Genomic DNA, 23,134 nt, shown 5'->3' on the forward strand with positions numbered 1-23,134 from the left:
ATCGCGGACATCTACCATTACGCGCCGCGCACGCTCGGCGACGTGCGGTTTTCCGCCGAAGGCGTCGACGGCCCGGCATTGCGCGAACCCGCGAGCTTCTCGGTGCGCGCGGGCGAGATCGTCGGCTTCTTCGGGCTCGTCGGCGCGGGCCGCAGCGAGCTGATGCGGCTCGTGTACGGCGCGGACCGCCGGCGCGCGGGCACGCTGACGCTCGACGGCAAGCGCATCGACGTGAAGCGCACCGGCGACGCGATCCGCCACGGCATCGTGCTGTGCCCCGAGGACCGCAAGGAAGAAGGAATCATCGCGATCGCGTCGGTCGCCGAGAACATCAACATCAGCTGCCGCCGCCATTCGCTGCGCGCGGGGTTGTTCATCAACGGCAAGACCGAAAGCGAAACGGCCGACCGCTTCATTCAGCGGCTGAAGATCAAGACGCCGAACCGGCGCCAGAAGATCCGCTTCCTGTCGGGCGGCAACCAGCAGAAGGCGATCCTGTCGCGCTGGCTCGCGGAGCCCGATCTGAAGGTCGTGATCCTCGACGAGCCGACGCGCGGGATCGACGTCGGCGCGAAGCACGAGATCTACGACGTGATCTACCGGCTCGCGGAGCGCGGCTGCGCGATCGTGATGGTGTCGTCGGAACTGCCGGAAGTGCTCGGCGTGTCCGACCGCATCGTCGTGATGCGCGAAGGCCGGATCGCCGGCGAGCTGCCGCGCGCCGACGCGAACGAGCACGCGGTGCTGAACCTCGCGCTGCCGCAGACGAGCGCAGTCGAGGCGGCCTGACGCAACCGGATACACCGGAACATTCGAATCGAACACGCGCGGCGCGGGCCGCGCGATGCAGGAGCAGGAGACACACCATGCAAGTCAACGAAAACCTTGCCAGCGCCCCCGGGAAGCCGTCGGCCGACGCGCTGGTTCCGCAGCAGAGCGACCGCCAGAAGTGGTGGCAGCATCTGACCGAATACAGCCTGATCGCGATCTTCGCGGTGATGTTCATCACGATGTCGCTGACCGTCGATCACTTCTTCTCGATCGACAACATGCTCGGCCTCGCGCTGTCGATCTCGCAGATCGGCATGGTCGCGTGCACGATGATGTTCTGCCTGGCGTCGCGTGACTTCGACCTGTCGATCGGCTCGACCGTCGCGTTCTCGGGCGTGCTGTGCGCGATGGTGCTGAACGCGACCGACAACACGTTCGTCGCGATCGTCGCGGCGGTCGCGGCCGGCGCCGCGATCGGCTTCGTGAACGGCGCGGTGATCGCGTACCTGCGCATCAACGCGCTGATCACGACGCTCGCGACGATGGAGATCGTGCGCGGGCTCGGCTTCATCGTGTCGAAGGGGCAGGCGGTCGGCGTGTCGTCGGATACCTTCATCGCGCTCGGCGGGCTGTCGATGTTCGGCGTGTCGCTGCCGATCTGGGTCACGCTGCTGTGCTTTATCGGCTTCGGCGTGCTGCTGAACCAGACCGTGTACGGCCGCAACACGCTCGCGATCGGCGGCAATCCGGAAGCGTCGCGGCTCGCGGGGATCAACGTCGAACGCACGCGCGTGTACATCTTCCTGATCCAGGGCGCGGTGACGGCGCTCGCGGGCGTGATCCTCGCGTCGCGCATCACGTCGGGCCAGCCGAACGCCGCGCAGGGCTTCGAGCTGAACGTGATCTCCGCATGCGTGCTCGGCGGCGTGTCGCTGATGGGCGGCCGCGCGACGATCTCGGGCGTCGTGATCGGCGTGCTGATCATGGGCACCGTCGAGAACGTGATGAACCTGTTGAACATCGATGCGTTCTACCAGTACCTGGTGCGTGGCGCGATCCTGCTCGCGGCCGTGCTGCTCGACCAGCTGAAGAACCGCGGCGTACGCGACTGACCGACTGTTTCCACGGAGACGACCCGCATGACCATCGATACTTCCGCGCCTGACTCGCAGGCTACGCACGCCGCGAGCGACGCGCGTTTCGCGCGCTACCCGAGCCTCGAGGATCGCGCGGTGCTGATCACGGGCGGCGCGACCGGCATCGGCGCGTCGTTCGTCGAGCACTTCGCCGAACAGGGCGCGCGCGTCGCGTTCGTCGACCTCGATGCGGCGGCCGGCGCCGCGCTCGCGGAACGCCTCGCGCACGTACGCCATGCGCCGCTGTTCCTGTCGTGCGACCTGACCGACGTCGATGCGCTGCGCCATGCGATCGATGCGATCCGCGCGCGCATCGGCGCGATCGCGGTACTCGTGAACAACGCGGCGAACGACGCGCGCCACGCGATCGGCGACGTGACGCCCGCGTCGTTCGACGCGGGCATCGCGGTGAACCTGCGTCACCAGTTCTTCGCCGCGCAGGCGGTGATCGACGACATGAAGCGGCAGGGCGGCGGCGCGATCATCAATCTCGGCTCGATCAGCTGGATGCTGAAGAACGGCGGCTATCCCGTCTACGTGATGGCGAAGGCGGCCGTGCAGGGCCTAACGCGCGGCCTCGCGCGCGATCTCGGCCCGTTCGGCATCCGCGTGAATTCGCTGGTGCCCGGCTGGGTGATGACCGACAAGCAGCGCCGGCTGTGGCTCGACGACGCGGGCCGCGCGGCGATCAAGGCCGGCCAGTGCCTCGACGCCGAACTGCTGCCGGCCGACCTCGCGCGGATGGCGCTGTTTCTCGCGGCCGACGACAGCCGGATGATCACCGCGCAGGACGTGATCGTCGACGGCGGCTGGGCCTGACCGTTCGCACGACCTGCATCGTTTCTTCGACGAAGGAAAGGAGCTCACCATGACCGCCACGTCCTCGCGCGCATCGTCGTCCACCAGCCAGTCGCGCCGCGCGCGCCTGGCCGCCGCCGCCCAGCCGGTCAGTCCCGGCCCGCAGACGGCCGTGTTCGCGCAGGGCGTCGGCGCCGCGCATGCGGCGGCCGTCACGTTGTCGAACGCGTCGCTGCGGCTCGACGTGCTGCCGCACCTCGGCGGCGGCATCGCGCGCTTCGACTGGCGCGGCGAGAACGGCGCGCTGGTGCCGGTGTTCCGCCGTTGCGAGCACCCGGAGACGGCGACGGACCCGAACGAGCTCGCGTGCTATCCGCTGCTGCCGTACTCGAACCGGATCGGCGACGGGCGCTTCGAATGCGACGGGCGCAAGGTCGCGGTGCCGCGCAACCGCCGCGACGAGCCGCTGCCGATCCACGGCGACGGCTGGCTCGCGCGGTGGCAGGTGGACGATGCGACCGACACGTCGCTGCAACTGTCGCTCGACCGTGCCGGCGGCGCGCCGTATGCGTTCCGCGCGGTCCAGTCGTTCGAACTCGACGACGCGACGCTGTCGATCGCGCTGACGATCGAGAACGCGGGGCGCACGCGGCTGCCGTTCGGGCTTGGCGTGCATCCGTTCCTCGTGCGCGATGCGGTGACCGAGCTGGCCGCGGCGGCGGGCGGCCTGTGGCTGTCGGGCGCCGATTTCCTGCCGGTGCGGCACGTGAGCGTGCCGCCGGCCTGGCAGTTCGGCGTCGCGTATCCGCTGCCGGCCACGCTCGTCAATCACGCGTTCACCGGCTGGGGCGGCCACGCGACGGTGAGCTGGCCGCGCCGCCGGCTATCGCTGACCGTCGCGGCCGACGCTGATGCGTACGTGCTCTATACGCCGCCGGGCGAGGATTTCTTCTGCTTCGAGCCGGTCGATCATCCGATCAATGCGGTGAACCTGCCGGGCGGCGCGGCCGCGCACGGGATGACGCTGCTCGCGCCCGGCGAGCGGCTCACGCGGCGTTTCGCGTTCACCGTCGAGCGCGCCGATGCGCGCAGCAATGCCACGACCCGCGAGGGAGCCCGGCGACGCGGGTAAAATACGCGGTCTACCAACGGTTTGCCGCGAGTACCCGCCATGTCTTCCCCGCTTACTTTCATTGAATCGCTGCGCGCCGCGTGGCAGCGCACGAATTCGCTGCTGTGCGTCGGCCTCGATCCCGAGCCGTCGCGTTTTCCCGTGCAGTTCGACGGTCAGCCCGACGCGATCTTCGAATTCTGCCGGCAGATCGTCGACGCGACCGCGCCGTACGCGAGCGCGTTCAAGCCTCAGATCGCGTACTTCGCCGCGCATCGCGCGGAAGACCAGCTCGAGCGGCTGATCGCGCACATCCATCTGCAGCATCCGGGCCTGCCGGTGATCCTCGATGCGAAGCGCGGCGACATCGGCAGCACGGCCGAGCAGTACGCGCGCGAAGCGTTCGAGCGTTATCGCGCGGACGCCGTCACGGTGAATCCGTACATGGGCTACGACTCGGTCGAGCCGTACTTCGAGCATGAAGGCAAGGGCGTGATCGTGCTGTGCCGCACGTCGAACCCGGGCGGCTCCGACCTGCAGTTCCTCGACACCAACGGCCGGCCGCTGTACCAGGTGGTTGCGGACCTCGCGGCGAACAAGTGGAACGCGCGGAACGGCCAGCTCGGCCTCGTGGTCGGCGCGACGTTCCCGAAGGAAATCGAGATCGTGCGCGGGATCGTCGGCGACATGCCGCTCTTGATCCCCGGCATCGGCGCGCAGGGCGGCGACGTGCAGGCGACCGTCAACGCAGGCCGCACGGCCGACGGCACCGGGATGATGATCAACTCGTCGCGCGCGATCCTGTACGCGAGCAAGGGCGAGGATTTCGCCGAAGCCGCGGCGCTCGCCGCGCAGAAGACGCGCGACACGATCAACGCGCATCGCTGATCGAATCGCACGACACCGCCCGGCGGGCCCGCCGGGCGGTTGGCGCCGGCCCCGCGCCCGTGGGCCGGCGCGCCTCCTCGCATTCCCCCTTCGCTTTCCTCGATCCTCCCTGGCGCACGCGAACAACTTTCCGTCGCTTCCGTATCGCATGGGCGCAATTTATTCGCGCGATGCTGCCGCTTGTCACCGATCCGTCACAAAAATGTCAAGAAAAGGAGCGACGCCATGCCCAAGCTGTCCCGCCGTCTTCTGAGCGCGTTCGCCGCGTCGCTGTGCATGACGTTCGCCCATGCGGCGGATCTGTCGCACTGGCCCGCCGACAGCGCGAAGGCGCTGAACGCGATGATCGCCGCGCACGCGAACCGCGGCGACTACGCGGTATTCGACGCCGACAACACGACCTACCGCTACGACCTCGAGGAATCGCTGCTGCCGTACCTCGAGAACCACGGCGTGCTGACGCGCGACTCGCTCGATCCGTCGCTGAAGCTGATCCCGTTCAAGGATTCCGCCGACTACAAGGAATCGCTGACGAGCTATTACTACCGGCTGTGCGAGATCGACGATCTGGTCTGCTATCCGTGGATCGCGCAGGCGTTCGCCGGCCAGTCGCTCGCCGACCTGAAGCACCACGTCGACGCGATGCTCGCCGACGGCAAGCCGATCCCGATCCGCTACTGGCAGGGCGACAAGGTCGTCGACGGCACGGTGAATCCGCCGCGCTTCTTTCGCGGGATGCAGGAGCTGTACAACGCGCTGCGCGAGAACGGCATCGAGGTCTACGTGATGACGGCCGCGCACGAGGAGCTCGCGCGCCTCGTGCTGGCCGACCCGAAGTACGGCTACAACGTGAAGCCGCAGAACGTGATCGGCGTGACGACGCTGCTGCGCAACCCGGCGACCGGCGCGCTGACCACGTCGCGGCTGCAGATCAAGGCCGGCAAGTACGACGAGGCCGCGAACCGCAACCTGGTGATCACGCCGTTCCTGATGAACCCGATGACGTGGTACGAAGGCAAGCTCGGTTCGATCGTCGGCTGGATCGACCAGTGGAAGAAGCCGGTGCTCGTCGCGGGCGACACGCCGACGTCCGACGGCTACATGCTGCTGAACGCGACCGACGTCGCGCGCGGCGGCGTGCGCGTGTGGGTCAACAAGAAGGACAAGCAGATGGCGCAGATCCGCGCGTGGTCGGACGAATCGGCCGCGAAGCAGAAATCGCTCGGCCTGCCGGTGACGGCGGACAAGAACTGGATCGTCGTGAAGCCCGACGCGATCCAGTAAGGAAGCGAGGGCGGGCGCGGTACGTGCGCCCGGCCCGATCAGCCTTCGCGCTCGTCGAGCAGCTTCAGCAGCCCGCGCAGCGCATGCGCGGCTGCCTGCGTGCGGATCTGTTCGCGGTCGCCCTTGAACACCCGCGTCTCGACATCGGTATGCAGCCGGTTGCTCCAGGCGAACGACACGGTGCCCACCGGCTTCTTCTCGCTGCCGCCGCCCGGGCCCGCGATGCCGGTGACGGACAGCGCGACCTGCGCGCGGCTGTTGCGCAGCGCGCCCTCGGCCATCGCGCGCGCGACGGGCTCGCTGACGGCGCCGTGCTTGTCGATCAGGTCGGACGGCACGCCGATCATCTCGATCTTGGCCTGGTTCGAGTACGTGACGAAGCCGCGCTCGAACCACTGGCTGCTGCCGGAAATGTCGGTGATCGCGGTGGCGATCATCCCGCCGGTGCAGGATTCGGCGGTGGCGAGCGTCAGGTGCTCGTCACGCAGCTTGTTGCCTGCGCGGATCGCAAGCTGGTGGACGACGGAATCGGTTGGCATGCGCGTCGGGAAACGGGAGTCGGGAAATCGGTCAGCCGACGACGGAGCGCCACAGCGCGATCACGAGCAGCGTCATGAACGCGGCGACCAGATCGTCGACCATGATGCCGAGCCCGCCTTTCAGGCGGCGGTCGAAGTAGCGGATCGGCGGCGGCTTGAGCATGTCGAAGAAGCGGAACGCGACGAACGCCCACAACTGGCCGACGAAGGTCGCGGGCGTGACGAACAGCATCACGAGCCAGATCGCGACGATCTCGTCCCAGACGACGGCGCCCGGGTCGGCCACGCCGGCCTTCTTCGCGGTGAAACCGGTGACCCACGTGCCGGCCGCGAAGCCGACGGCGATCAGCGCCCACCATTCGGGCACCGTCAGGTAGCGGTTGAGCACGACGAACGTGAGCCAGCCGAACAGCGAGCCGAACGTGCCGGGCATGATCGGCGCGAGCCCGCTGCCGAAGCCGAGCGACACGAGATGCGCGGGGTGCGACAGCATGAAGCGGGCCGTCACGCGGGTCGGCGCGGGCGGCGCGGCGCCGGGCTCGGCCGCGGCGTGCGCGGGCGTCGGATCAGTCTGCATGGAAGTGGTCGAAGCCGTGCAACGTGAGAGCGAGGGGCGCGCCGGCGGCGTCGCGCCACGCGATGGCGGGGTGCGCCGACGGCGCGGACAACGCGCGTATTGTACCGATTCGCGTGACCGGCACGCCGGCCGCGGCGCCGGCCGCTTCGACCGCCGCGCGGGCTGAAGCCGGCGCGGTGAAGCACAGTTCGTAGTCGTCGCCGCCCGCCAGCGTGCAGCGACGCTGCACGTCGGCCGGCAGCGTCGCGAGCGCCGCCGAGCGCGGCACCGCGTCGGCGTCGATCTCGGCGCGCACGTTCGAGCGCGTCAGGATGTGCTGGAGGTCGCCGGCCAAGCCGTCCGACAGGTCGAGTGCCGCGTGCGCGACGCCCGCGAGCGCCAGGCCGAGCGCGACGCGCGGTTCGGGCCGCTCGAGCGCGCGCCGGAACGCGGCGGCTTCATCCGCACCGGCCGTCCATTCGCCGCGGGCGACGCCGAGGCCCGCGCGCGCATCGCCGAGCGTGCCGGATACCCATACGTCGTCGCCGTCGCGCGCGGCATCGCGCCGCAGCGCCGCGTCGGGCGCGACTTCGCCGAACACGGTCACGCACAGGTTCAGCGGCCCGCTCGTCGTGTCGCCGCCGATCAGTTCGCAGCCGTATCGCTCGGCCAGCGCGAACAGCCCGTTGCTGAACGCCTCGAGCCATGCGGCGTCGGCGCGCGGCAGCGCGCACGCGAGCGTGAACGCGCGCGGCTCGGCGCCCATCGCCGCGAGGTCCGACAGGTTGACCGCGAGCGTCTTGTGGCCGAGCGCGTCGGGCGCGACATCGGGGAAGAAGTGGCGGCCTTCCACCAGCATGTCCGTCGAAATGGCCAGCAATTTCCCGGATCGGGGCGCAATCAGTGCGCAATCGTCGCCGATGCCGAGCGTCGACGCGCGGGCGCCCTGCGCGGCGCGGCGCGTGAAGAAGCGTTCGATCAGCGAAAACTCGGAGAGGGCGGCTGGCACGGCGGGCGATCCGAAACGGTTGAAGGAACGGCATTGTACGAGGCGGGCGACGGCGCTCCTGTACTGTCCAGTTCATTTTTGTCGCGACTGTTGCACCCGAATCGCCGGTCTGGCGGCCGATGATTGGCGCTACAATGCCGTCGAACAGTTATTCTAATCCGCCCGTCTCGAGACACATGTCCACCCAAGCCTCCTCCAAAGCCAAGCTCCGCGAAGCCGCGCTCGACTATCACGAATTTCCGACCCCCGGCAAAATCGCGATCGCCCCGACCAAGCAGATGATCAACCAGCGCGATCTCGCGCTCGCGTATTCGCCGGGTGTGGCGTACGCGTGCGAGGAGATCGTCGAGAACCCGCTGAACGCCGCGCGCTTCACCGCGCGCAGCAACCTGGTCGGCGTCGTGACGAACGGCACGGCGGTGCTCGGTCTCGGCAACATCGGCCCGCTCGCGTCGAAGCCGGTGATGGAAGGCAAGGCCGTGCTGTTCAAGAAGTTCGCGGGCATCGACGTGTTCGACATCGAACTGAACGAATCGGACCCGCACAAGCTCGTCGACGTGATCGCCGCGCTGGAGCCCACCTTCGGCGGGATCAACCTCGAAGACATCAAGGCGCCGGACTGCTTCATCGTCGAGCGCGAAGCCCGCAAGCGGATGAAGATCCCGGTGTTCCACGACGACCAGCACGGCACTGCGATCGTCGTGGCCGCGGCCGTCACGAACGGCCTGAAGGTCGTCAACAAGGACATCAAGAAGGTCAAGCTCGTCGCGTCGGGCGCCGGCGCGGCCGCGCTCGCGTGTCTCGACCTGCTGGTCGACATTGGCCTGCCGCTCGAGAACATCACGGTGACCGACCTGGCCGGCGTGGTCTACAAGGGCCGCACCGAGCTGATGGACCCGGACAAGGAGCGTTTCGCGCGCGAAACCGACGCCCGCACGCTGGCCGAAGTGATCGACGGCGCGGATATCTTCCTCGGCCTGTCGGCCGCCGGCGTGCTGAAGCAGGAGATGGTGAAGGGCATGGCCGAGCGCCCGCTGATCCTCGCGCTCGCGAATCCGACGCCGGAAATCCTGCCGGAGCTCGCGCTCGAAGTGCGCCCGGACGCCGTGCTCGCCACCGGCCGCACCGATTACCCGAACCAGGTCAACAACGTCCTGTGCTTCCCGTTCATCTTCCGCGGCGCGCTCGACGTCGGCGCGACGACGATCACGCGTGAAATGGAGATCGCGGCCGTCAATGCGATCGCCGAACTCGCGCAGCACGAGCAGAGCGACATCGTCGCGACCGCGTACGGCATCCAGGATCTGTCGTTCGGGCCCGAATACCTGATTCCGAAGCCGTTCGATCCGCGCCTGATCGTGAAGATCGCGCCGGCCGTCGCGCAGGCGGCGATGGACGGCGGCGTCGCGACGCGCCCGATCGAGGACATGGAGGCGTACCGCGTCCACCTGCAGCAATTCGTGTATCACAGCGGCACGACGATGAAGCCGATCTTCCAGATCGCGCGCGCCGCGCCGGAAGAGAAGAAGCGCGTCGTGTTCGCGGAAGGCGAAGAAGAGCGCGTGTTGCGTGCCGTTCAGATCATCGTCGACGAAAAGCTCGCGAAGCCGATCCTGATCGGCCGCCCGTCGGTGATCGAGCACCGTATCCAGCGCTACGGCCTGCGCCTCACGCCGGGCACCGATTTCACGGTCGTCAACACCGAGCACGACGAGCGTTACCGCGACTTCTGGCAGACGTACCACAAGATGATGGCGCGCAAGGGCATCAGCGAGCAGCTCGCGCGCGTCGAAATGCGTCGCCGCACGACGCTGATCGGCTCGATGCTGGTGAAGAAGGGCGAAGCGGACGGGATGATCTGCGGCACGATCAGCACCACGCACCGCCACCTGCACTTCATCGACCAGGTGATCGGCAAGCGTCCCGGCTGCAGCGTGTACGCGGCGATGAACGGCCTCGTGCTGCCGGGCCGCCAGATTTTCCTCGTGGATACGCACGTGAACGTCGATCCGACGCCGGAAGAGCTGGCCGAGATCACGATCATGGCCGCGGAAGAAGTGCGCCGGTTCGGCATCGAGCCGAAGGTCGCGCTGCTGTCGCACTCGAATTTCGGCACGAGCAATGCACCTTCGGCGAAGAAGATGCGCGATACGCTCGCGATCCTGCAGGAAACCGCGCCGGAACTGAAGGTCGACGGCGAAATGCACGGCGACGTCGCGCTCGACGCGGCGCTGCGCAAGGAAATCCTGCCGGAATCGACGCTGGAAGGCGACGCGAACCTGCTGATCCTGCCGAACATCGACGCCGCCAACATCGCGTACAACCTGCTGAAGACGGCCGCCGGCAACAACATCGCGATCGGGCCGATCCTGTTGGGCGCCGCGGAGCCGGTGCACGTGCTGACCGAATCGGCGACCGTTCGTCGCATCGTCAACATGGCGGCGCTGCTGGTGGCCGACGTGAACGCCGCGCGCTGAGCCAAAACGAACGCGCCAGCCGGTCGAGCGGCTCGGCGCGCGGGAAAATTGTAAACAAAAGCAAAAAGAGGCGTGCCCGCAATGGGCACGCCGCCGGGCAGGGCACACACGCGCTTCCCGCAAAGCAACAGCAGCATCTCTCCACTCCAGGCAGCGAGCGCGGCAAGGAGGCAGTTCTTGCCAACCGAGAGGTGCCGCACGCATTTTATCTTATGTAAGATAAATGTAGTGTAATTTCGGTAAGAAATACGGTGTCCGGCGCATCACGAGGCTTTCGATTCCCAAACGGACATTGATTCGCGCGGCCAATAACGCTACGCTAACGCCTTTGTTGGTCGTCAACTACTTGATTTAACAGCGGGAACCCTGGTTCATGGCACGCAAGTGGCTCCGCAACGGCGCGCTCGCGTCCGTCTTCGCGATGTTCGCGATGGGTATCGTCGGCACGCCGACGGGCAGTCTGGTTTCCGCCGCTTACGCACGGGAGGCCGTTCCGGCCGACGTGGCTGCCAGCGGGCTCGATACGATCCCGACTGCCAGTCTTCCGCGCGAGGCCGTGACCACGCTGGGCCTGATCGGCGCCGGCGGCCCCTATCCGTACGAGAAAGACGGCGTCGTATTCGGCAATCGCGAGCGAATCCTGCCGAAAGCGAAGCGCGGCTATTACCATGAGTACACGGTGCCGACGCCGCGTGCGCGCAATCGCGGCGCGCGCCGGATCGTCTGTGGCGGGCCGTTGCGCCGGATCGACAACTGTTATTACACGGGCGACCACTACAACAGTTTTAAACGTATTGTTGAATGACTTCGGGACGAATGGCATGAGCGACTCCATCTACGCGCACGATACGGCGGCGGCGGAACTGTTCGCGGCCGGCGACGGCAATCTGTTTCAGCGTGTGATTCAGCTGCACGCGGCGGCGCAGGCCGGCGGCACGCCGGAGCAACAGGAAGCCGAGCCCGGGCTTTCATCGAACGAGGAGCCTATGAGCCTTTTCACGACCGTGCGACCCAATCTCGTGCAGTCGATCCGCGCGTTCCGCGTGCAGGATCTCGCCGACGAAGCCGGTCGGCTCGGCCAGCATTTCCTGTATGCGTATTGCGGCGCCGCGCAGTCGAAGCAGGAAGTGATGGAAACGATCGCGACCTCGTTCCTCTTTCCGAAGCATTTCGGGAAAAACTACGACGCACTGTACGACTGCCTCACCGACCTCGTCGCGAAGGCGGGCGCGCAGCCCGGTTTCGTGATCGTCCTCGAAGGGCTGCCGATCGCGCAGAAATTCGACAAGGAAGGGCGCGAAACGCTGCTCGACGTGTTCCGCGAGGCGGCCGAATTCTGGGCCGAGCGCAAGGTCGCGTTCCGGGTGTTCTACTCGTTCGCGTAAGCGCATCGGCCCGCGTGGCCGATTCGCCGAACGACCCGTCAAAAGCCCGCTTCGAGCGGGCTTTTTTGCGTCTGCGATTCGCGCTCGACTGCATGGCGTGGTGCGCGAAGCAGGTGCGGGGTCGAACCGTTCAACGCGGCGCGCCGACGCGCTTTACCACCCGCCCCAGCGCGCCGCCAGCGCCGCAAGCACGGCCGCACCGGCGGTTTCGGTGCGCAGCACGCGCGGCCCGAGCGACAGCGCGGTGAACCCGCGTGCGCGGGCCGCATGTTCCTCGTCGGGCGACAGCCCGCCTTCGGGTCCGATCAGCAGCGTGACGGCAGCCGCGGGCGGCGCGTCGGGCAGCGACGCGAACGGGCTGCTCGCGCGCGGCGACAGCAGCAGCCGCAGCTCGCCGTCGGCCGGCGCGGCCGGCAGCGCGTCGAGCCACGCGTTGAAGCCGGCGACCGGCGCGACGTCGGGCACGCGGTTGCGTCCGCATTGCTCGCACGACGCGCGCACGACGCCGCGCCAGTGCGCGACGCGCTTGTCCGCCCGTTCGCCGGACAGCTTCACGACGCCGCGCGCGGTTGACAGCGGCACGACCGCCGCGACGCCGAGCTCGACGGCCTTCTCGATCACCCAGTCCATCTTGTCGCCGCTGGCGATCCCCTGCGCGAGCGTCACGCGATAGGGCGGCTCGGCCTCGGCGGGCTCGAACGTATCGACCTGCACGAGCGCGCTGCGCTTGTCGACTTCGACGAGCCGTGCGCGGTACTGGCCGCCCGTGCCGTCGAACAGCGCGAGCACGTCGCCGGGCTGCAGGCGCAGCACCTGCACGTGGCGCGCGACGTCGGCCGGCAACGCGAGCGTGGCGTCGACGCGCAGCGCGGCGTCGACGAAAAAGCGCGGCACGGCCGCGGTGGTGGTGGCTTCGTTCATGCGTGTGGCGGTTTCGGTCATGCGTCGAGACGGCACCCGAGCGCCCAGCGGTAGCCGTCGAGATCCTCGATCTGCGCGAACCGGTCGCCCCAGAACTGGTCCTGCGGCGCGCTCAGCGATTTCGCGCCCGCGTCGAGCGCGCGCTGCCAGGTGGCGTCGACGTCGTCGACATACAGATAGAACGATTGCGGCGCGGTGGCGTTCGCGCGCTTCGGCGTGAGCGCGGGCGAGCCGAACGCGCCTTCGGGCGCGAACATCACGATCAACTGGCCGCGATAGGCCATCTCGACGTGCATGATCACGCCGTCCTCGTCGTGCACGTCGCGTAGCGTGAAGCCGAATGCGGCCTGGAAGAAGTCGATGGCCGCGCGCGCGCTGCGTACGGCCAGGTAGGGCGTCAACCAAGGCACGTTGGCCGGACGTGGATCGGTCATGAAAATCTCCTGTTGCACAGTGTCGGCGCTTCTCGCGCCTGCGCCGGTCTCATGCTGGAACAGCGGAACGTCAGGGCCGTCCGGCTGTTCAGCGGCGAACGCCCAGTGTATCGCGCAGCGCGCGCGGCAGGGCAAAGAGGGACGCATGCAGCCGCGCATCGTAGTAGCGCAGGCCGTCGACGCGGCGGGCCGCGAGCCGATCGTCGACGTCGTGCGCGAACAGCGCGGCCGCATCGAGCGTGTCGCTCGCGATCGCCATCAGCCACTGCGAGCCGTACAGCGGCACGTGCGCGGACAGCGGATCGACGACCGCGAAGCTCGCGCGCAGGTCGTCGAGCAGCGCTGCGATGCGTGCGGCATGGAACACCGGCGAGCCCAGATGCATCGAGATCGCGCCGCAGCGCGTGAGGATTCGCTTGAGCCGCGCGTAGAACGCGCGCGTATAGAGGCCGGCCGCCGGCGAATCGGGCGGCGTGAGGTCGAACACGACGAGATCGAAATGTTCGACCGTCGAATCGACGAAGTGCGCGGCGTCGCCGATCACGACCTCGACGCGCGGGTCGTCGAGCGCGCCCTGGTGCACGTCGTCGAGATAGCGGCGCGCCATCCCGACTACCTCGTCGTCGAGTTCGGCGATCACGATCCGTTCGATGCACGCGTGCTTGAGCAGCTGGCGCGCCGCGCCGCCGTCGCCGCCGCCGAGCACGAGCGCCTTCCTCGGCGCCGGATGCGCGAGCGCGGCCGGGTGCGTCATGCACTCGTGATAGACGAATTCGTCGCCGACCGACGTCATCGGCCGGCCGTCCAGCGTGAACAGCCGGCCGAGCTGCGGGGTTTCCCAGACTTCGATCTGCTGGTGCGGGGACGCGACGTGCGCGAGCCGCCGCGCGTTCGGGAAGCCGTAGGTGGCGTCGGGCGTCGGGTGAAAGAGAAGGGTGGTGCTCACGGGCGGGCCGCTGGGGCAGGCAGTTCCGACGCCTGAATTATAGGAGGCAGGCGGTTTGGCGGAAAACCGTGCCGGAACACTACGCGCCGACAAGGGAAATGTCAGCCCATCTGTTAAAATGACGAGCTTTGCAGCCCCGTCCGTTGGCTCCGTCCGCTTCGCGTCCGTCAGGCGCCGCACCGCGCGCCGGGAACGATTGACGCTCGAGCTTCCGGATGCCGCCGTGCCCCGTTTCCTCGACTCGTTCTCCGGACTCGACATGACGACTTCGTCTCCCGCCTCCACCACCCTGATGGCCAACGCGATCCGTGCGCTCGCGATGGACGCCGTCCAGCAAGCGAACTCCGGCCACCCCGGCATGCCGATGGGCATGGCCGAAATCGGCGTCGCACTCTGGTCGCGCCATCTGAAGCACAACCCGACGAATCCGCACTGGGCCGATCGCGACCGTTTCGTGCTGTCGAACGGCCATGGCTCGATGCTGCTGTACTCGCTGCTGCACCTGACCGGCTACGACCTGCCGATCGAAGAGCTGAAGAATTTCCGCCAGCTGCACTCGAAGACCCCGGGCCACCCGGAATACGGGATCACGCCGGGCGTCGAGACGACCACCGGCCCGCTCGGCCAGGGCCTCGCGAACGCGGTCGGCATGGCGCTCGGCGAAGCGCTGATGGCCGACGAGTTCAACCGTGACGGCGCGAAGATCGTCGATCACCACACGTACGTGTTCCTCGGTGACGGCTGCCTGATGGAAGGTATCTCGCACGAAGCCTGCTCGCTCGCGGGCACGCTGAAGCTGAACAAGCTGATCGCGCTGTACGACGACAACGGCATCTCGATCGACGGCGACGTCGTGAACTGGTTCCACGACGACACGCCGAAGCGCTTCGAAGCGTACGGCTGGAACGTGATCCCGAACGTGAACGGCCACGACGTCGACGCGGTCGACGCGGCCATCGCGAAGGCGAAGCTGTCGGACAAGCCGACGCTGATCTGCTGCAAGACGGTGATCGGCAAGGGCGCGGCCACCAAGGCCGGCGGCCACGACGTGCACGGCGCGGCGCTCGGCGCGGAAGAAATCGCGAAGACGCGCGAAGCGCTCGGCTGGAAGTGGGAGCCGTTCGTGATTCCGCAGGAAGTCTACGCGGCATGGGATGCGAAGGAAGCCGGCAAGCGCGCCGAGTCCGAATGGGACGCGACGTTCGCCGCGTATCGCGCGAAGTTCCCGGCGGAAGCCGCCGAATTCGAGCGCCGGATGGCTAACAAGCTGCCGGCCGACTGGGCCGAGAAGGCTGCGGCGATCATCGCCGGCGCGAACGAGCGCGCCGAGACGGTCGCGACCCGCAAGGCGTCGCAGCAGGCGATCGAGGGCCTCGCCGCCGCGCTGCCGGAGCTGCTCGGCGGCTCGGCCGACCTGACCGGCTCGAACCTGACCAACTGGAAGGCGTCGAAGGCGGTGCGCGCGAATCCGGAAGGCGCGGGCGTGCTGCTCGGCAACCACATCAACTACGGCGTGCGCGAATTCGGCATGAGCGCCGCGATCAACGGTCTCGCGCTGCACGGCGGCCACAAGCCGTTCGGCGGCACGTTCCTGACGTTCTCCGACTACAGCCGCAACGCGCTGCGCGTGGCCGCGCTGATGAAGGTGCCGTCGATCTTCGTGTTCACGCACGATTCGATCGGCCTCGGCGAAGACGGCCCGACGCACCAGTCGATCGAGCACGTGTCGAGCCTGCGCCTGATCCCGAACCACGACGTCTGGCGCCCGGCCGACACGGTCGAGACGGCCGTCGCGTGGACCCACGCGGTCGCCGCCGATCGTCCGTCGAGCCTGATCTTCAGCCGCCAGAACCTCGCGTTCAACCCGCGTACCGATGCGCAGATCGCCAACATCGAGAAGGGCGGCTACGTGCTGAAGGACTGGGACGAGGAAATCGTCGCGCGCAAGATCATCCTGATCGCGACGGGCTCGGAAGTCGAACTCGCGATGAAGGCCGTCGAGCCGCTCGCGCAGCAAGGCATCGCGGCGCGCGTCGTGTCGATGCCGTCGACCAACGTGTTCGACCGCCAGGACGCCGAATACCGCGAACGCGTGCTGCCGCACGGCGTGCGCCGCGTCGCGATCGAAGCGGGCGTGACGAGCTTCTGGCACAAGTACGTCGGCCTCGAAGGCGGCGTCGTCGGGATCGACACGTTCGGCGAATCGGCGCCGGCCGGCGTGCTGTTCAAGTACTTCGGCTTCACCGTCGAGCACGTCGTCGAGACGGCCAAGGCCGTGCTGGCCTAAAAGCATACGCGGCGCGCGCCACCCGTTGCGCGCGTCGCACCGTGAAGCTGCACGAAACGAATTTTTTCAGCCATCAGGAGATAGACCATGACGATTCGCGTCGCAATCAACGGCTACGGCCGTATCGGCCGCAACACGCTGCGCGCGTTCTATGAAAACGGCAAGAAGCACGATCTCGAGATCGTCGCGATCAACGACCTGGGCGATGCGAAGACCAACGCGCACCTGACCCAGTACGACACCGCGCACGGCAAGTTCCCGGGCGAAGTGTCGGTCGACGGCGACTACCTCGTCGTGAACGGCGACAAGATCCGCGTGCTGGCGAACCGCAACCCGGCCGAACTGCCGTGGGGCGAGCTGGGCGTCGACGTCGTGATGGAATGCACGGGCTTCTTCACGACGAAGGAAAAGGCGAGCGCGCACCTGAAGGGCGGCGCGAAGAAGGTGATCATCTCGGCGCCGGGCGGCAAGGACGTCGACGCGACGATCGTCTACGGCGTGAACCACGACGTGCTGAAGGCCGAGCACACGGTCATCTCGAACGCATCGTGCACGACGAACTGCCTCGCGCCGCTCGTCAAGCCGCTGAACGACAAGATCGGCCTCGAAACCGGCCTGATGACGACGATCCACGCGTACACGAACGACCAGGTGCTGACGGACGTCTATCACGAAGACCTGCGCCGCGCGCGTTCGGCCACCCACAGCCAGATCCCGACGAAGACGGGTGCCGCATCGGCCGTCGGCCTCGTGCTGCCGGAACTGAACGGCAAGCTCGACGGCTACGCGATCCGCGTCCCGACGATCAACGTGTCGATCGTCGACCTGTCGTTCATCGCGAAGCGCGACACGACGGTCGAGGAAGTCAACGCGATCATGAAGGAAGCATCGGAAGGCGCGCTGAAGGGCATCCTCGGCTACAACGACGCACCGCTGGTGTCGATCGACTTCAACCACAACCCGGCTTCGTCGACGTTCGACGCGACGCTGACCAAGGTGTCGGGCCGCCTCGTGAAGGTGTCGAGCTGGTACGACAACGAGTGGGGTTTCTCGAACCGCATGCTGGATACGGCAATCGCATTCGCGAACGCGAAGTAATCCCGCCCGTCGCGCGGCCGCCGCAACGCGGTCGGCGTGGCGAACGAACCCGGCCCGGGGTTTCCCGGCCGGGTTTTTTATTGCCCGGCGTGCGCCGTCACGTGCTCGACCGCATCGACGAACGCGCGCTTCAGCGGGCTGTCGAGATCGGTCCACGCGAGCCCGATGCCGCTGCGGTGACCGGCCAGGTCGAGCGGTCGCGCGAGCACGTTCGGCGGCAGCGCGTTGGCCGCCTGCGCCGGAATCAGCCCGATCCCCATCCCCGCCGCGACGAGCGCGAGCATCGTCGTGAATTCGCCGAATTCCTGCGCGATCTCGAGCGTCGTGCCCGCGCGGCTCAGCGCGAGCAGCATGTCGTCGTGAAAGCCGGGCGCGTAGCGGCGCGCGAGCACGAACGCGGGGTGGTCGCGCAACGCGGCCGGCGCGATCGTGTCGTACGCGGCGAGCGGATGATCCAGCGGCAGTGCGACGACGAAGCCTTCCTCGAGCACCACCCGCGTGTCGATGCCCGCATACGCGGCCGGCAGCCGGATCATCCCGAAATCGATCCGCCGGTCGCGCAGCGCGGCGATCTGGTCGGGCGTCGGCATGTCCTTCAGTTCGAGCACGATCAGCGGATAGCGCTCTCGCATCGTGCGCAGCACGGCCGGCAGCAGCGTGGGCAACACCGACGATACGAACGCGATCCGCAGCGTGCCGATTTCGCCGCGGCTCGACAGCCGCGCCATCTGCTCCGCGCGCGCGGCCTGCTGCAGCGTCGCGCGCGCTTCCGGCAGGAGCACGCGCCCGGTGTCGCTCAGTTCGACCTTGTGCCGGTCGCGCTCGAACAGGCGCGCGCCGAATTCCACCTCGAGCGCCTTGATCTGCATGCTCAGCGCGGGCTGCACGATGCACAGGCGCTGCGCTGCGCGCCCGAAATGCAGTTCTTCCGCGAGCGTGACGAAGGCGCGCAATTGCTTGAGTTCCATGTGGTGGCGGGCAGAGAGCGGTAATCAATTTTCATGATAACCGGATCAAAAAAGACCATTGGCGCGGGCCGGGCCGACGGCCGAAGATAGCGTGAACGCGAGACCGGCCGCGACAAGGCAGCCGGCTCGACTGGCACGAGGAGACCTCCATGACCCATGCGCTTGACCGATTCCGCCTCGACGGCCGCCGCGCGCTGATTACCGGTTCCGGCCGCGGGATCGGGCTGACGCTCGCCCGCGGGCTCGCGGAAGCGGGCGCGGCGATCGTCATCAACGATCGCAATGAAGAGAAGGCCGCGACGCTCGCGCGCCAGTTCCGCGACGAAGGGTTCGCGGCCGACCATGCGGTGTTCGACGTGGCCGAGCACGCGCAGGTACGTGTGGCGATCGACGACTTCGAGGCGCGCGTCGGCGCGATCGACATCCTCGTGAACAACGCGGGTATCCAGCGCCGCGCGCCGCTCGACGCTTTCGACCCGCACGACTGGCATGCACTGATGCGCGTGAATCTCGACGGCGTGTTCAACGTCGCGCAGGCCGTCGCGCGGCACATGATCGCGCGCGGCCACGGCAAGATCATCAACATCTGCTCGGTGCAGAGCGAACTCGCGCGGCCGACGATCGCGCCGTATGCGGCGACCAAGGGCGCGGTGCGGATGCTGACCAAAGGGATGTGCGCCGACTGGGCGCGCCACGGCATCCAGGCGAACGGCCTCGCGCCCGGTTATTTCGAAACCGAACTGAATCGCGCGCTGGTCGACGACGCGGCGTTTTCGGACTGGCTGTGCAAGCGCACGCCGGCCGGTCGTTGGGGGCAGGTCGACGAGCTGTGCGGCGCGGCGATCTTCCTCGCGTCGGCCGCGTCCGATTTCGTGAACGGCCAGACGCTGTTCGTCGACGGCGGGCTGACCAGTGCCGTCTAACCAGGAGCGCGTCATGCGGTTGCGTTGCATGTGTGTGGTGATCCACGGGCCGAACGACCTGCGGGTCGAGGAGCAGGACGCGGACGAGATCGGCCCGGGCCAGGTGCGCGTCGACGTCGCGATGGGCGGCATCTGCGGCTCCGACCTGCATTACTTCCGGCATGGCGGCTTCGGCGCGATCCGCCTGCAGCAGCCGATGGTGCTCGGCCACGAGGTCGCCGGCACGGTCGCGGAAGTGGCGCCGGACGTGACGTCGGTGAAGGTCGGCGATCGCGTCGCGGTCAATCCGAGCCGGCCGTGCGGCGCGTGCCGCTACTGTCTCGAAGGGCTGCCGAACCAGTGTCTCGACATGCGCTTCTACGGCAGCGCGATGCGGATGCCGCACGTGCAGGGCGCGTTCCGCAACGCGCTCGTGTGCGACGCGGTGCAGTGCGTGAAGGTCGCCGATCACGTGCCGCTGTCGCTCGCGGCGCTCGCCGAGCCGTTCGCGGTCGGGCTGCATGCGGTGTCGCGCGCGGGCCCGCTGATCGGCAAGCGGGTGCTCGTGTCGGGGTGCGGGCCGATCGGCGTGCTGGCGGTCGCGGCGGCGCGCGTGCACGGCGCGGCGGAGATCGTCGCGACCGACGTCGTCGACGCGCCGCTGGCCGTGGCGAGCGCGCTCGGCGCGGACCGCACGATCAATGCGGCGGCCGATGCCGGCTGGGTCGAGCGCTACGGCGCCGACAAGGGCACGTTCGACGTGATGATCGAGTGTTCGGGCAATGCGCGCGCGCTGCGCGACGGGCTGGACGTGATGCGTCCGCGCGGCGTCGTCGTGCAGCTCGGGCTGGGCGGCGACGTGAGCCTGCCGCAGAACGTGGTGGTCGCGAAGGAACTGTCGATCTGCGGCTCGTTCCGGTTCCACGCGGAATTCGCGCTCGCGGTGCAGTTGATCAACGCGGGGCGCGTCGACCTGCGGCCGGCCGTCACGCGCGTGTTCCCGATGCGCGACGCGAACCTCGCATTCGAACTGGCGGGCGACCGCCAGCGTGCGATGAAGGTGCTGATCGATTTCGTGAGCGAGGCCGTGTGACGGTGCGGCGCTAGCGCGTCGCGACGGCAGCGACGCCCCCGGCAAAAAGGCACGCCCGCGATGCGCGGTGCGTGCCTTTTTCGTCGTGCGGCGCAAACGGATCGCCGGATTGCCGGACCGCCGGTCTACCGCCTCACTGCGTGACCTGCCGCGAGCCGACGCGCTGCGACGCGAGCCACAGCGCGATCAGCACGCCCGATAGCGCCGCACCCGCGATACACACGCCGCGCCAGCCGTCGAGGCCGTACGCGACGCTTGCCGCGAACGAGCCGAGCGCGCCGCCGATGAAGTAGCTCGTCAGGTAGATCGTCGTCACGCGGCTGCGCGCCTGGCCGGCGAGCGCATAGATCACGCTCTGGTTCGAGATGTGCATGCCCTGCACGCCGACGTCGAGCAGCAGGATGCCGGCGATCAGCGCCGCGAGCGAATGCGCGCCGGTCGCGATCAGCGCGAACGAGCCGAGCACGGCCGCCGCGAACAGGCCGGTCGCCGCATTGCCGTGGCCGCGATCGACGAGCCGGCCGGCCGACGTCGCCGCGAGCGCACCGACCGCGCCGACGATGCCGAACAGGCCGATCTGTCCTTCGGAGTAGCTGTACGGCGGCTGGCTCAGCAGGAACGTGAGGCCGGTCCACAACAGGCTGAAGCACGCGAACACGAGCGCGCCGTAGGTCGAGCGCAGCGCGATCAGCGGCTGCGCGCGCACCAGCGCGACGAGCGACTTCATCAGCGCCGGATAGTCGACGCGCGCGTCGCGGCGATCCTTCGGCAGCTTCACGGCGAGCACGACGGTCAGCGCGAGCACCATCGCCGCGGCGATGCCGTACACCGCCCGCCAGCCGAACCCGTCGGCGATCGCGCCGGCCGCGACGCGCGCGAGCAGGATGCCGAGCAGGAGTCCGCTCATCACGGTGCCGACCGCGCGGCCGCGCGAGCGGGCATCGGCGAGCGACGCCGCGAACGGCACGAGCAGCTGCGTCGAACAGGTGACGAAGCCGACCGCGACGTTCGCGACGACGAACATCGTGAAGTTCGTGCTGAACGTGACCGCGACCAGCGCGACGACGTTGAGCATCAGCAGCCGCACGATCAGCGTATGGCGGTTGACCGCGTCGCCGAGCGGGACGATCAGCAGCAGGCTGGCCGCATAGCCGAGCTGCGTCAGCGTGACGAGATAGCCGAGTTCGGTCGGCGCGCGGCCGAAGCTGTGCGCGATCGCGGCGAGCAGCGGCTGCGCGTAGTAGATGTTGCCGATGACGATGCCGCACGCGCACGCGAACAGCAGCGTCATGCCGCGGGTAAGGGGAGGGTGATTGTCGTGATGCGGTTCCATGGTCGCGAAAAAACGGCGGCGCGGGCCGGCGGCACGGGGCCGTCGGCTGCGCGGGGTGACGGAAATCGGGGCCGGCGTCGACGGATCGGCGGTGAGCCGATGCGCGCCGGGCGGATCGCGGCCGAACCCGGTTCGGGCGGGCGGAGGCAGGGCAGGCCCGGGCGTGCCGCTCCGGTGCGCCGGCAGCGGCGTTGCACGGAAGCGGATGTGCGTATGATGCGGGCATCGACTCATAGCGTCCAAGACTGGATCGTTATAGTCTCCATTGGCAAAACCAATACGTTGGCCGCGATGCTTCTCCGCCACATCCGCTATTTCCTTGCCGTCGCCGAGCAGCGCAGTTTCACGCGCGCGGCCGACGCGCTGCACGTGTCGCAGCCGACGCTGTCGCAGCAGATCCGTCAGCTCGAGGACACGCTCGGTGTGCAGCTGTTCGACCGCTCGGGCCGCACGGTGCAGCTCACCGAATTCGGCGAGGTCTATGCACGCCATGCGCGCGCCGCCCTGCACGCGCTCGATACCGGGCAGCGCGCGCTGCACGACGTCGCCGAGCTTGGCAGCGGCTCGTTGCGGCTCGCGATGATGCCGACTTTCGCGGCCTACCTGAGCGGCTCGCTGATCGACGCATTCCATGCCGACCATCCGAACATCGCGCTGACGATCGACGCGATGCCGCAGGAGCGCATCGAGGCGTTGCTCGCCGACGACCGGCTCGACGCCGGCTTCGCGTTCATGCCACCGCGTGCGCCGGACATCGAAGCGCTGCCGCTGTGGGACGAGCCGCTCGCGCTGGTGACGGGCCGCACGCATCGTCTCGCGCGCCGTCGCCGTGCGCTCACGCCGGCCGAGCTCGGCGGCGAGCCGCTGGTGCTGCTGAGCCGCGCGTTCGCGACGCGCGAGCGCATCGACCGGTATTTCGTCGAGCACGGCGCGCGGCCGTTGGTCGCGATCGAGACGAATACGGTTACTTCGGTGCTGGAACTCGTGCGGCGCGGCCGGCTCGCGACGGTGCTGCCCGACGCGGTCGCGCGCGAGAGCGGCGACCTGTGCGCGCTGGAGATCGATCCGCCGTTGCCGACGCGCACGGCCGCGCTGCTCACGCGCAAGGGCGCGTACCGCAGCGTCGCGGCGCGCGCATTCATCGAGCGCGTGCTCGCGTATCGCGATCCGTCGGAACGGTGACCGGACCGGCCGGGCG

General features: G+C 68.3%; 22 protein-coding genes. 14 read left to right on the forward strand and 8 right to left on the reverse strand.

Features of this window, described 5'->3' with window-relative positions; all coding sequences use genetic code 11:
- From H3O04_RS17045 to H3O04_RS17070, 6 genes are all read left to right on the forward strand, one after another.
- A partial coding sequence (locus H3O04_RS17045) for an ATP-binding cassette domain-containing protein (RefSeq protein WP_202588108.1) occupies positions 1 to 789 on the forward strand: 789 nt, incomplete at its 5' end.
- Positions 790 to 866: 77 nt separating this feature from the next.
- On the forward strand, positions 867 to 1,883 hold the full coding sequence (gene araH / locus H3O04_RS17050; protein ID WP_069232169.1) for an L-arabinose ABC transporter permease AraH: 1,017 nt from the start codon (positions 867 to 869) through the stop codon (positions 1,881 to 1,883).
- A gap of 27 nt (positions 1,884 to 1,910) precedes the next feature.
- Positions 1,911 to 2,726: an SDR family NAD(P)-dependent oxidoreductase gene (locus tag H3O04_RS17055; protein WP_053525679.1), complete on the forward strand. Its 816-nt coding sequence runs from the start codon at positions 1,911 to 1,913 to the stop codon at positions 2,724 to 2,726.
- 49 nt (positions 2,727 to 2,775) lie between these two features.
- Complete coding sequence (locus H3O04_RS17060) at positions 2,776 to 3,837, forward strand: aldose 1-epimerase (RefSeq protein ID WP_202588109.1); 1,062 nt, start codon at positions 2,776 to 2,778, stop codon at positions 3,835 to 3,837.
- Positions 3,838 to 3,876: 39 nt separating this feature from the next.
- Positions 3,877 to 4,704 carry an orotidine-5'-phosphate decarboxylase gene (gene pyrF / locus H3O04_RS17065; RefSeq protein ID WP_011544549.1) on the forward strand — a complete coding sequence of 276 codons (828 nt, stop codon included), beginning with the start codon at positions 3,877 to 3,879 and terminating at the stop codon, positions 4,702 to 4,704.
- A 225-nt stretch (positions 4,705 to 4,929) separates the two neighbouring features.
- On the forward strand, positions 4,930 to 5,988 hold the full coding sequence (locus tag H3O04_RS17070; RefSeq protein WP_202588110.1) for a haloacid dehalogenase-like hydrolase: 1,059 nt from the start codon (positions 4,930 to 4,932) through the stop codon (positions 5,986 to 5,988).
- A gap of 38 nt (positions 5,989 to 6,026) precedes the next feature.
- On the opposite strand, the gene H3O04_RS17075 is transcribed toward H3O04_RS17070, so the two are convergent.
- The 3 genes from H3O04_RS17075 to thiL are packed head-to-tail and all read right to left on the reverse strand — an operon-like array spanning position 6,027 to position 8,092.
- Positions 6,027 to 6,527 (reverse strand): CinA family protein, encoded by a 501-nt coding sequence (locus H3O04_RS17075; RefSeq protein WP_006476950.1) that lies wholly within the window; start codon positions 6,525 to 6,527, stop codon positions 6,027 to 6,029.
- 31 nt (positions 6,528 to 6,558) lie between these two features.
- Entirely contained in the window at positions 6,559 to 7,104 is a 546-nt protein-coding gene (locus H3O04_RS17080; RefSeq protein WP_006476949.1) for a phosphatidylglycerophosphatase A family protein, read from the reverse strand.
- Positions 7,094 to 8,092 (reverse strand): thiamine-phosphate kinase, encoded by a 999-nt coding sequence (thiL, locus tag H3O04_RS17085; RefSeq protein WP_069232172.1) that lies wholly within the window; start codon positions 8,090 to 8,092, stop codon positions 7,094 to 7,096. The genes H3O04_RS17080 and thiL overlap by 11 nt, the downstream gene beginning before the upstream one ends.
- A gap of 134 nt (positions 8,093 to 8,226) precedes the next feature.
- Here thiL and H3O04_RS17090 point away from each other — a divergent pair, with 134 nt between their 5' ends.
- The 3 genes from H3O04_RS17090 to H3O04_RS17100 all read left to right on the forward strand — a co-directional run bounded on the left by H3O04_RS17090 (position 8,227) and on the right by H3O04_RS17100 (position 11,954).
- The gene (locus H3O04_RS17090) at positions 8,227 to 10,569 is read left to right on the forward strand and encodes an NADP-dependent malic enzyme (protein WP_012327882.1); all 2,343 of its coding nucleotides are present in this window, start codon (positions 8,227 to 8,229) and stop codon (positions 10,567 to 10,569) included.
- Between the two features lie 373 nt (positions 10,570 to 10,942).
- Positions 10,943 to 11,374: a ribonuclease domain-containing protein gene (locus H3O04_RS17095; RefSeq protein WP_006476946.1), complete on the forward strand. Its 432-nt coding sequence runs from the start codon at positions 10,943 to 10,945 to the stop codon at positions 11,372 to 11,374.
- A gap of 16 nt (positions 11,375 to 11,390) precedes the next feature.
- The gene (locus tag H3O04_RS17100; RefSeq protein ID WP_006476945.1) at positions 11,391 to 11,954 is read left to right on the forward strand and encodes a barstar family protein; all 564 of its coding nucleotides are present in this window, start codon (positions 11,391 to 11,393) and stop codon (positions 11,952 to 11,954) included.
- A gap of 153 nt (positions 11,955 to 12,107) precedes the next feature.
- Here the strand turns inward: H3O04_RS17100 and H3O04_RS17105 are convergent, their stop codons facing one another.
- The 3 genes from H3O04_RS17105 to speE all read right to left on the reverse strand — a co-directional run bounded on the left by H3O04_RS17105 (position 12,108) and on the right by speE (position 14,255).
- Positions 12,108 to 12,875 (reverse strand): 16S rRNA (uracil(1498)-N(3))-methyltransferase, encoded by a 768-nt coding sequence (locus H3O04_RS17105; protein WP_202588111.1) that lies wholly within the window; start codon positions 12,873 to 12,875, stop codon positions 12,108 to 12,110.
- A 17-nt stretch (positions 12,876 to 12,892) separates the two neighbouring features.
- Complete coding sequence (locus tag H3O04_RS17110) at positions 12,893 to 13,309, reverse strand: VOC family protein (protein WP_023475568.1); 417 nt, start codon at positions 13,307 to 13,309, stop codon at positions 12,893 to 12,895.
- Between the two features lie 88 nt (positions 13,310 to 13,397).
- Positions 13,398 to 14,255 (reverse strand): polyamine aminopropyltransferase, encoded by an 858-nt coding sequence (speE, locus tag H3O04_RS17115; RefSeq protein ID WP_202588112.1) that lies wholly within the window; start codon positions 14,253 to 14,255, stop codon positions 13,398 to 13,400.
- A gap of 259 nt (positions 14,256 to 14,514) precedes the next feature.
- Between speE and tkt the strand changes: the two genes are divergently transcribed.
- Both tkt and gap read left to right on the forward strand, forming a co-directional pair.
- Positions 14,515 to 16,542: a transketolase gene (gene tkt, locus H3O04_RS17120; RefSeq protein ID WP_043887112.1), complete on the forward strand. Its 2,028-nt coding sequence runs from the start codon at positions 14,515 to 14,517 to the stop codon at positions 16,540 to 16,542.
- A gap of 87 nt (positions 16,543 to 16,629) precedes the next feature.
- A complete protein-coding gene (gene gap / locus H3O04_RS17125) occupies positions 16,630 to 17,640 on the forward strand; it encodes a type I glyceraldehyde-3-phosphate dehydrogenase (RefSeq protein ID WP_006476940.1) in 1,011 nt (336 codons plus the stop codon).
- 77 nt (positions 17,641 to 17,717) lie between these two features.
- On the opposite strand, the gene H3O04_RS17130 is transcribed toward gap, so the two are convergent.
- Positions 17,718 to 18,608, reverse strand: coding sequence for a LysR family transcriptional regulator (locus tag H3O04_RS17130; RefSeq protein WP_202588113.1), 891 nt, complete (start codon positions 18,606 to 18,608; stop codon positions 17,718 to 17,720).
- A gap of 149 nt (positions 18,609 to 18,757) precedes the next feature.
- Here H3O04_RS17130 and H3O04_RS17135 point away from each other — a divergent pair, with 149 nt between their 5' ends.
- Both H3O04_RS17135 and H3O04_RS17140 read left to right on the forward strand, forming a co-directional pair.
- The gene (locus tag H3O04_RS17135; protein WP_202588114.1) at positions 18,758 to 19,531 is read left to right on the forward strand and encodes an SDR family NAD(P)-dependent oxidoreductase; all 774 of its coding nucleotides are present in this window, start codon (positions 18,758 to 18,760) and stop codon (positions 19,529 to 19,531) included.
- 13 nt (positions 19,532 to 19,544) lie between these two features.
- The gene (locus H3O04_RS17140; protein ID WP_202588115.1) at positions 19,545 to 20,603 is read left to right on the forward strand and encodes an L-idonate 5-dehydrogenase; all 1,059 of its coding nucleotides are present in this window, start codon (positions 19,545 to 19,547) and stop codon (positions 20,601 to 20,603) included.
- Between the two features lie 133 nt (positions 20,604 to 20,736).
- On the opposite strand, the gene H3O04_RS17145 is transcribed toward H3O04_RS17140, so the two are convergent.
- Positions 20,737 to 21,936, reverse strand: a complete 1,200-nt coding sequence (locus H3O04_RS17145) for an MFS transporter (protein WP_175788492.1) — start codon at positions 21,934 to 21,936, stop codon at positions 20,737 to 20,739.
- A 291-nt stretch (positions 21,937 to 22,227) separates the two neighbouring features.
- Between H3O04_RS17145 and cynR the strand changes: the two genes are divergently transcribed.
- Positions 22,228 to 23,118, forward strand: coding sequence for a transcriptional regulator CynR (cynR, locus tag H3O04_RS17150; RefSeq protein WP_043887120.1), 891 nt, complete (start codon positions 22,228 to 22,230; stop codon positions 23,116 to 23,118).
- Positions 23,119 to 23,134 lie beyond the last annotated feature (16 nt).

The organism is Burkholderia sp. KCJ3K979 (genome assembly GCF_016759955.1).
Lineage (GTDB): Bacteria > Pseudomonadota > Gammaproteobacteria > Burkholderiales > Burkholderiaceae > Burkholderia > Burkholderia orbicola.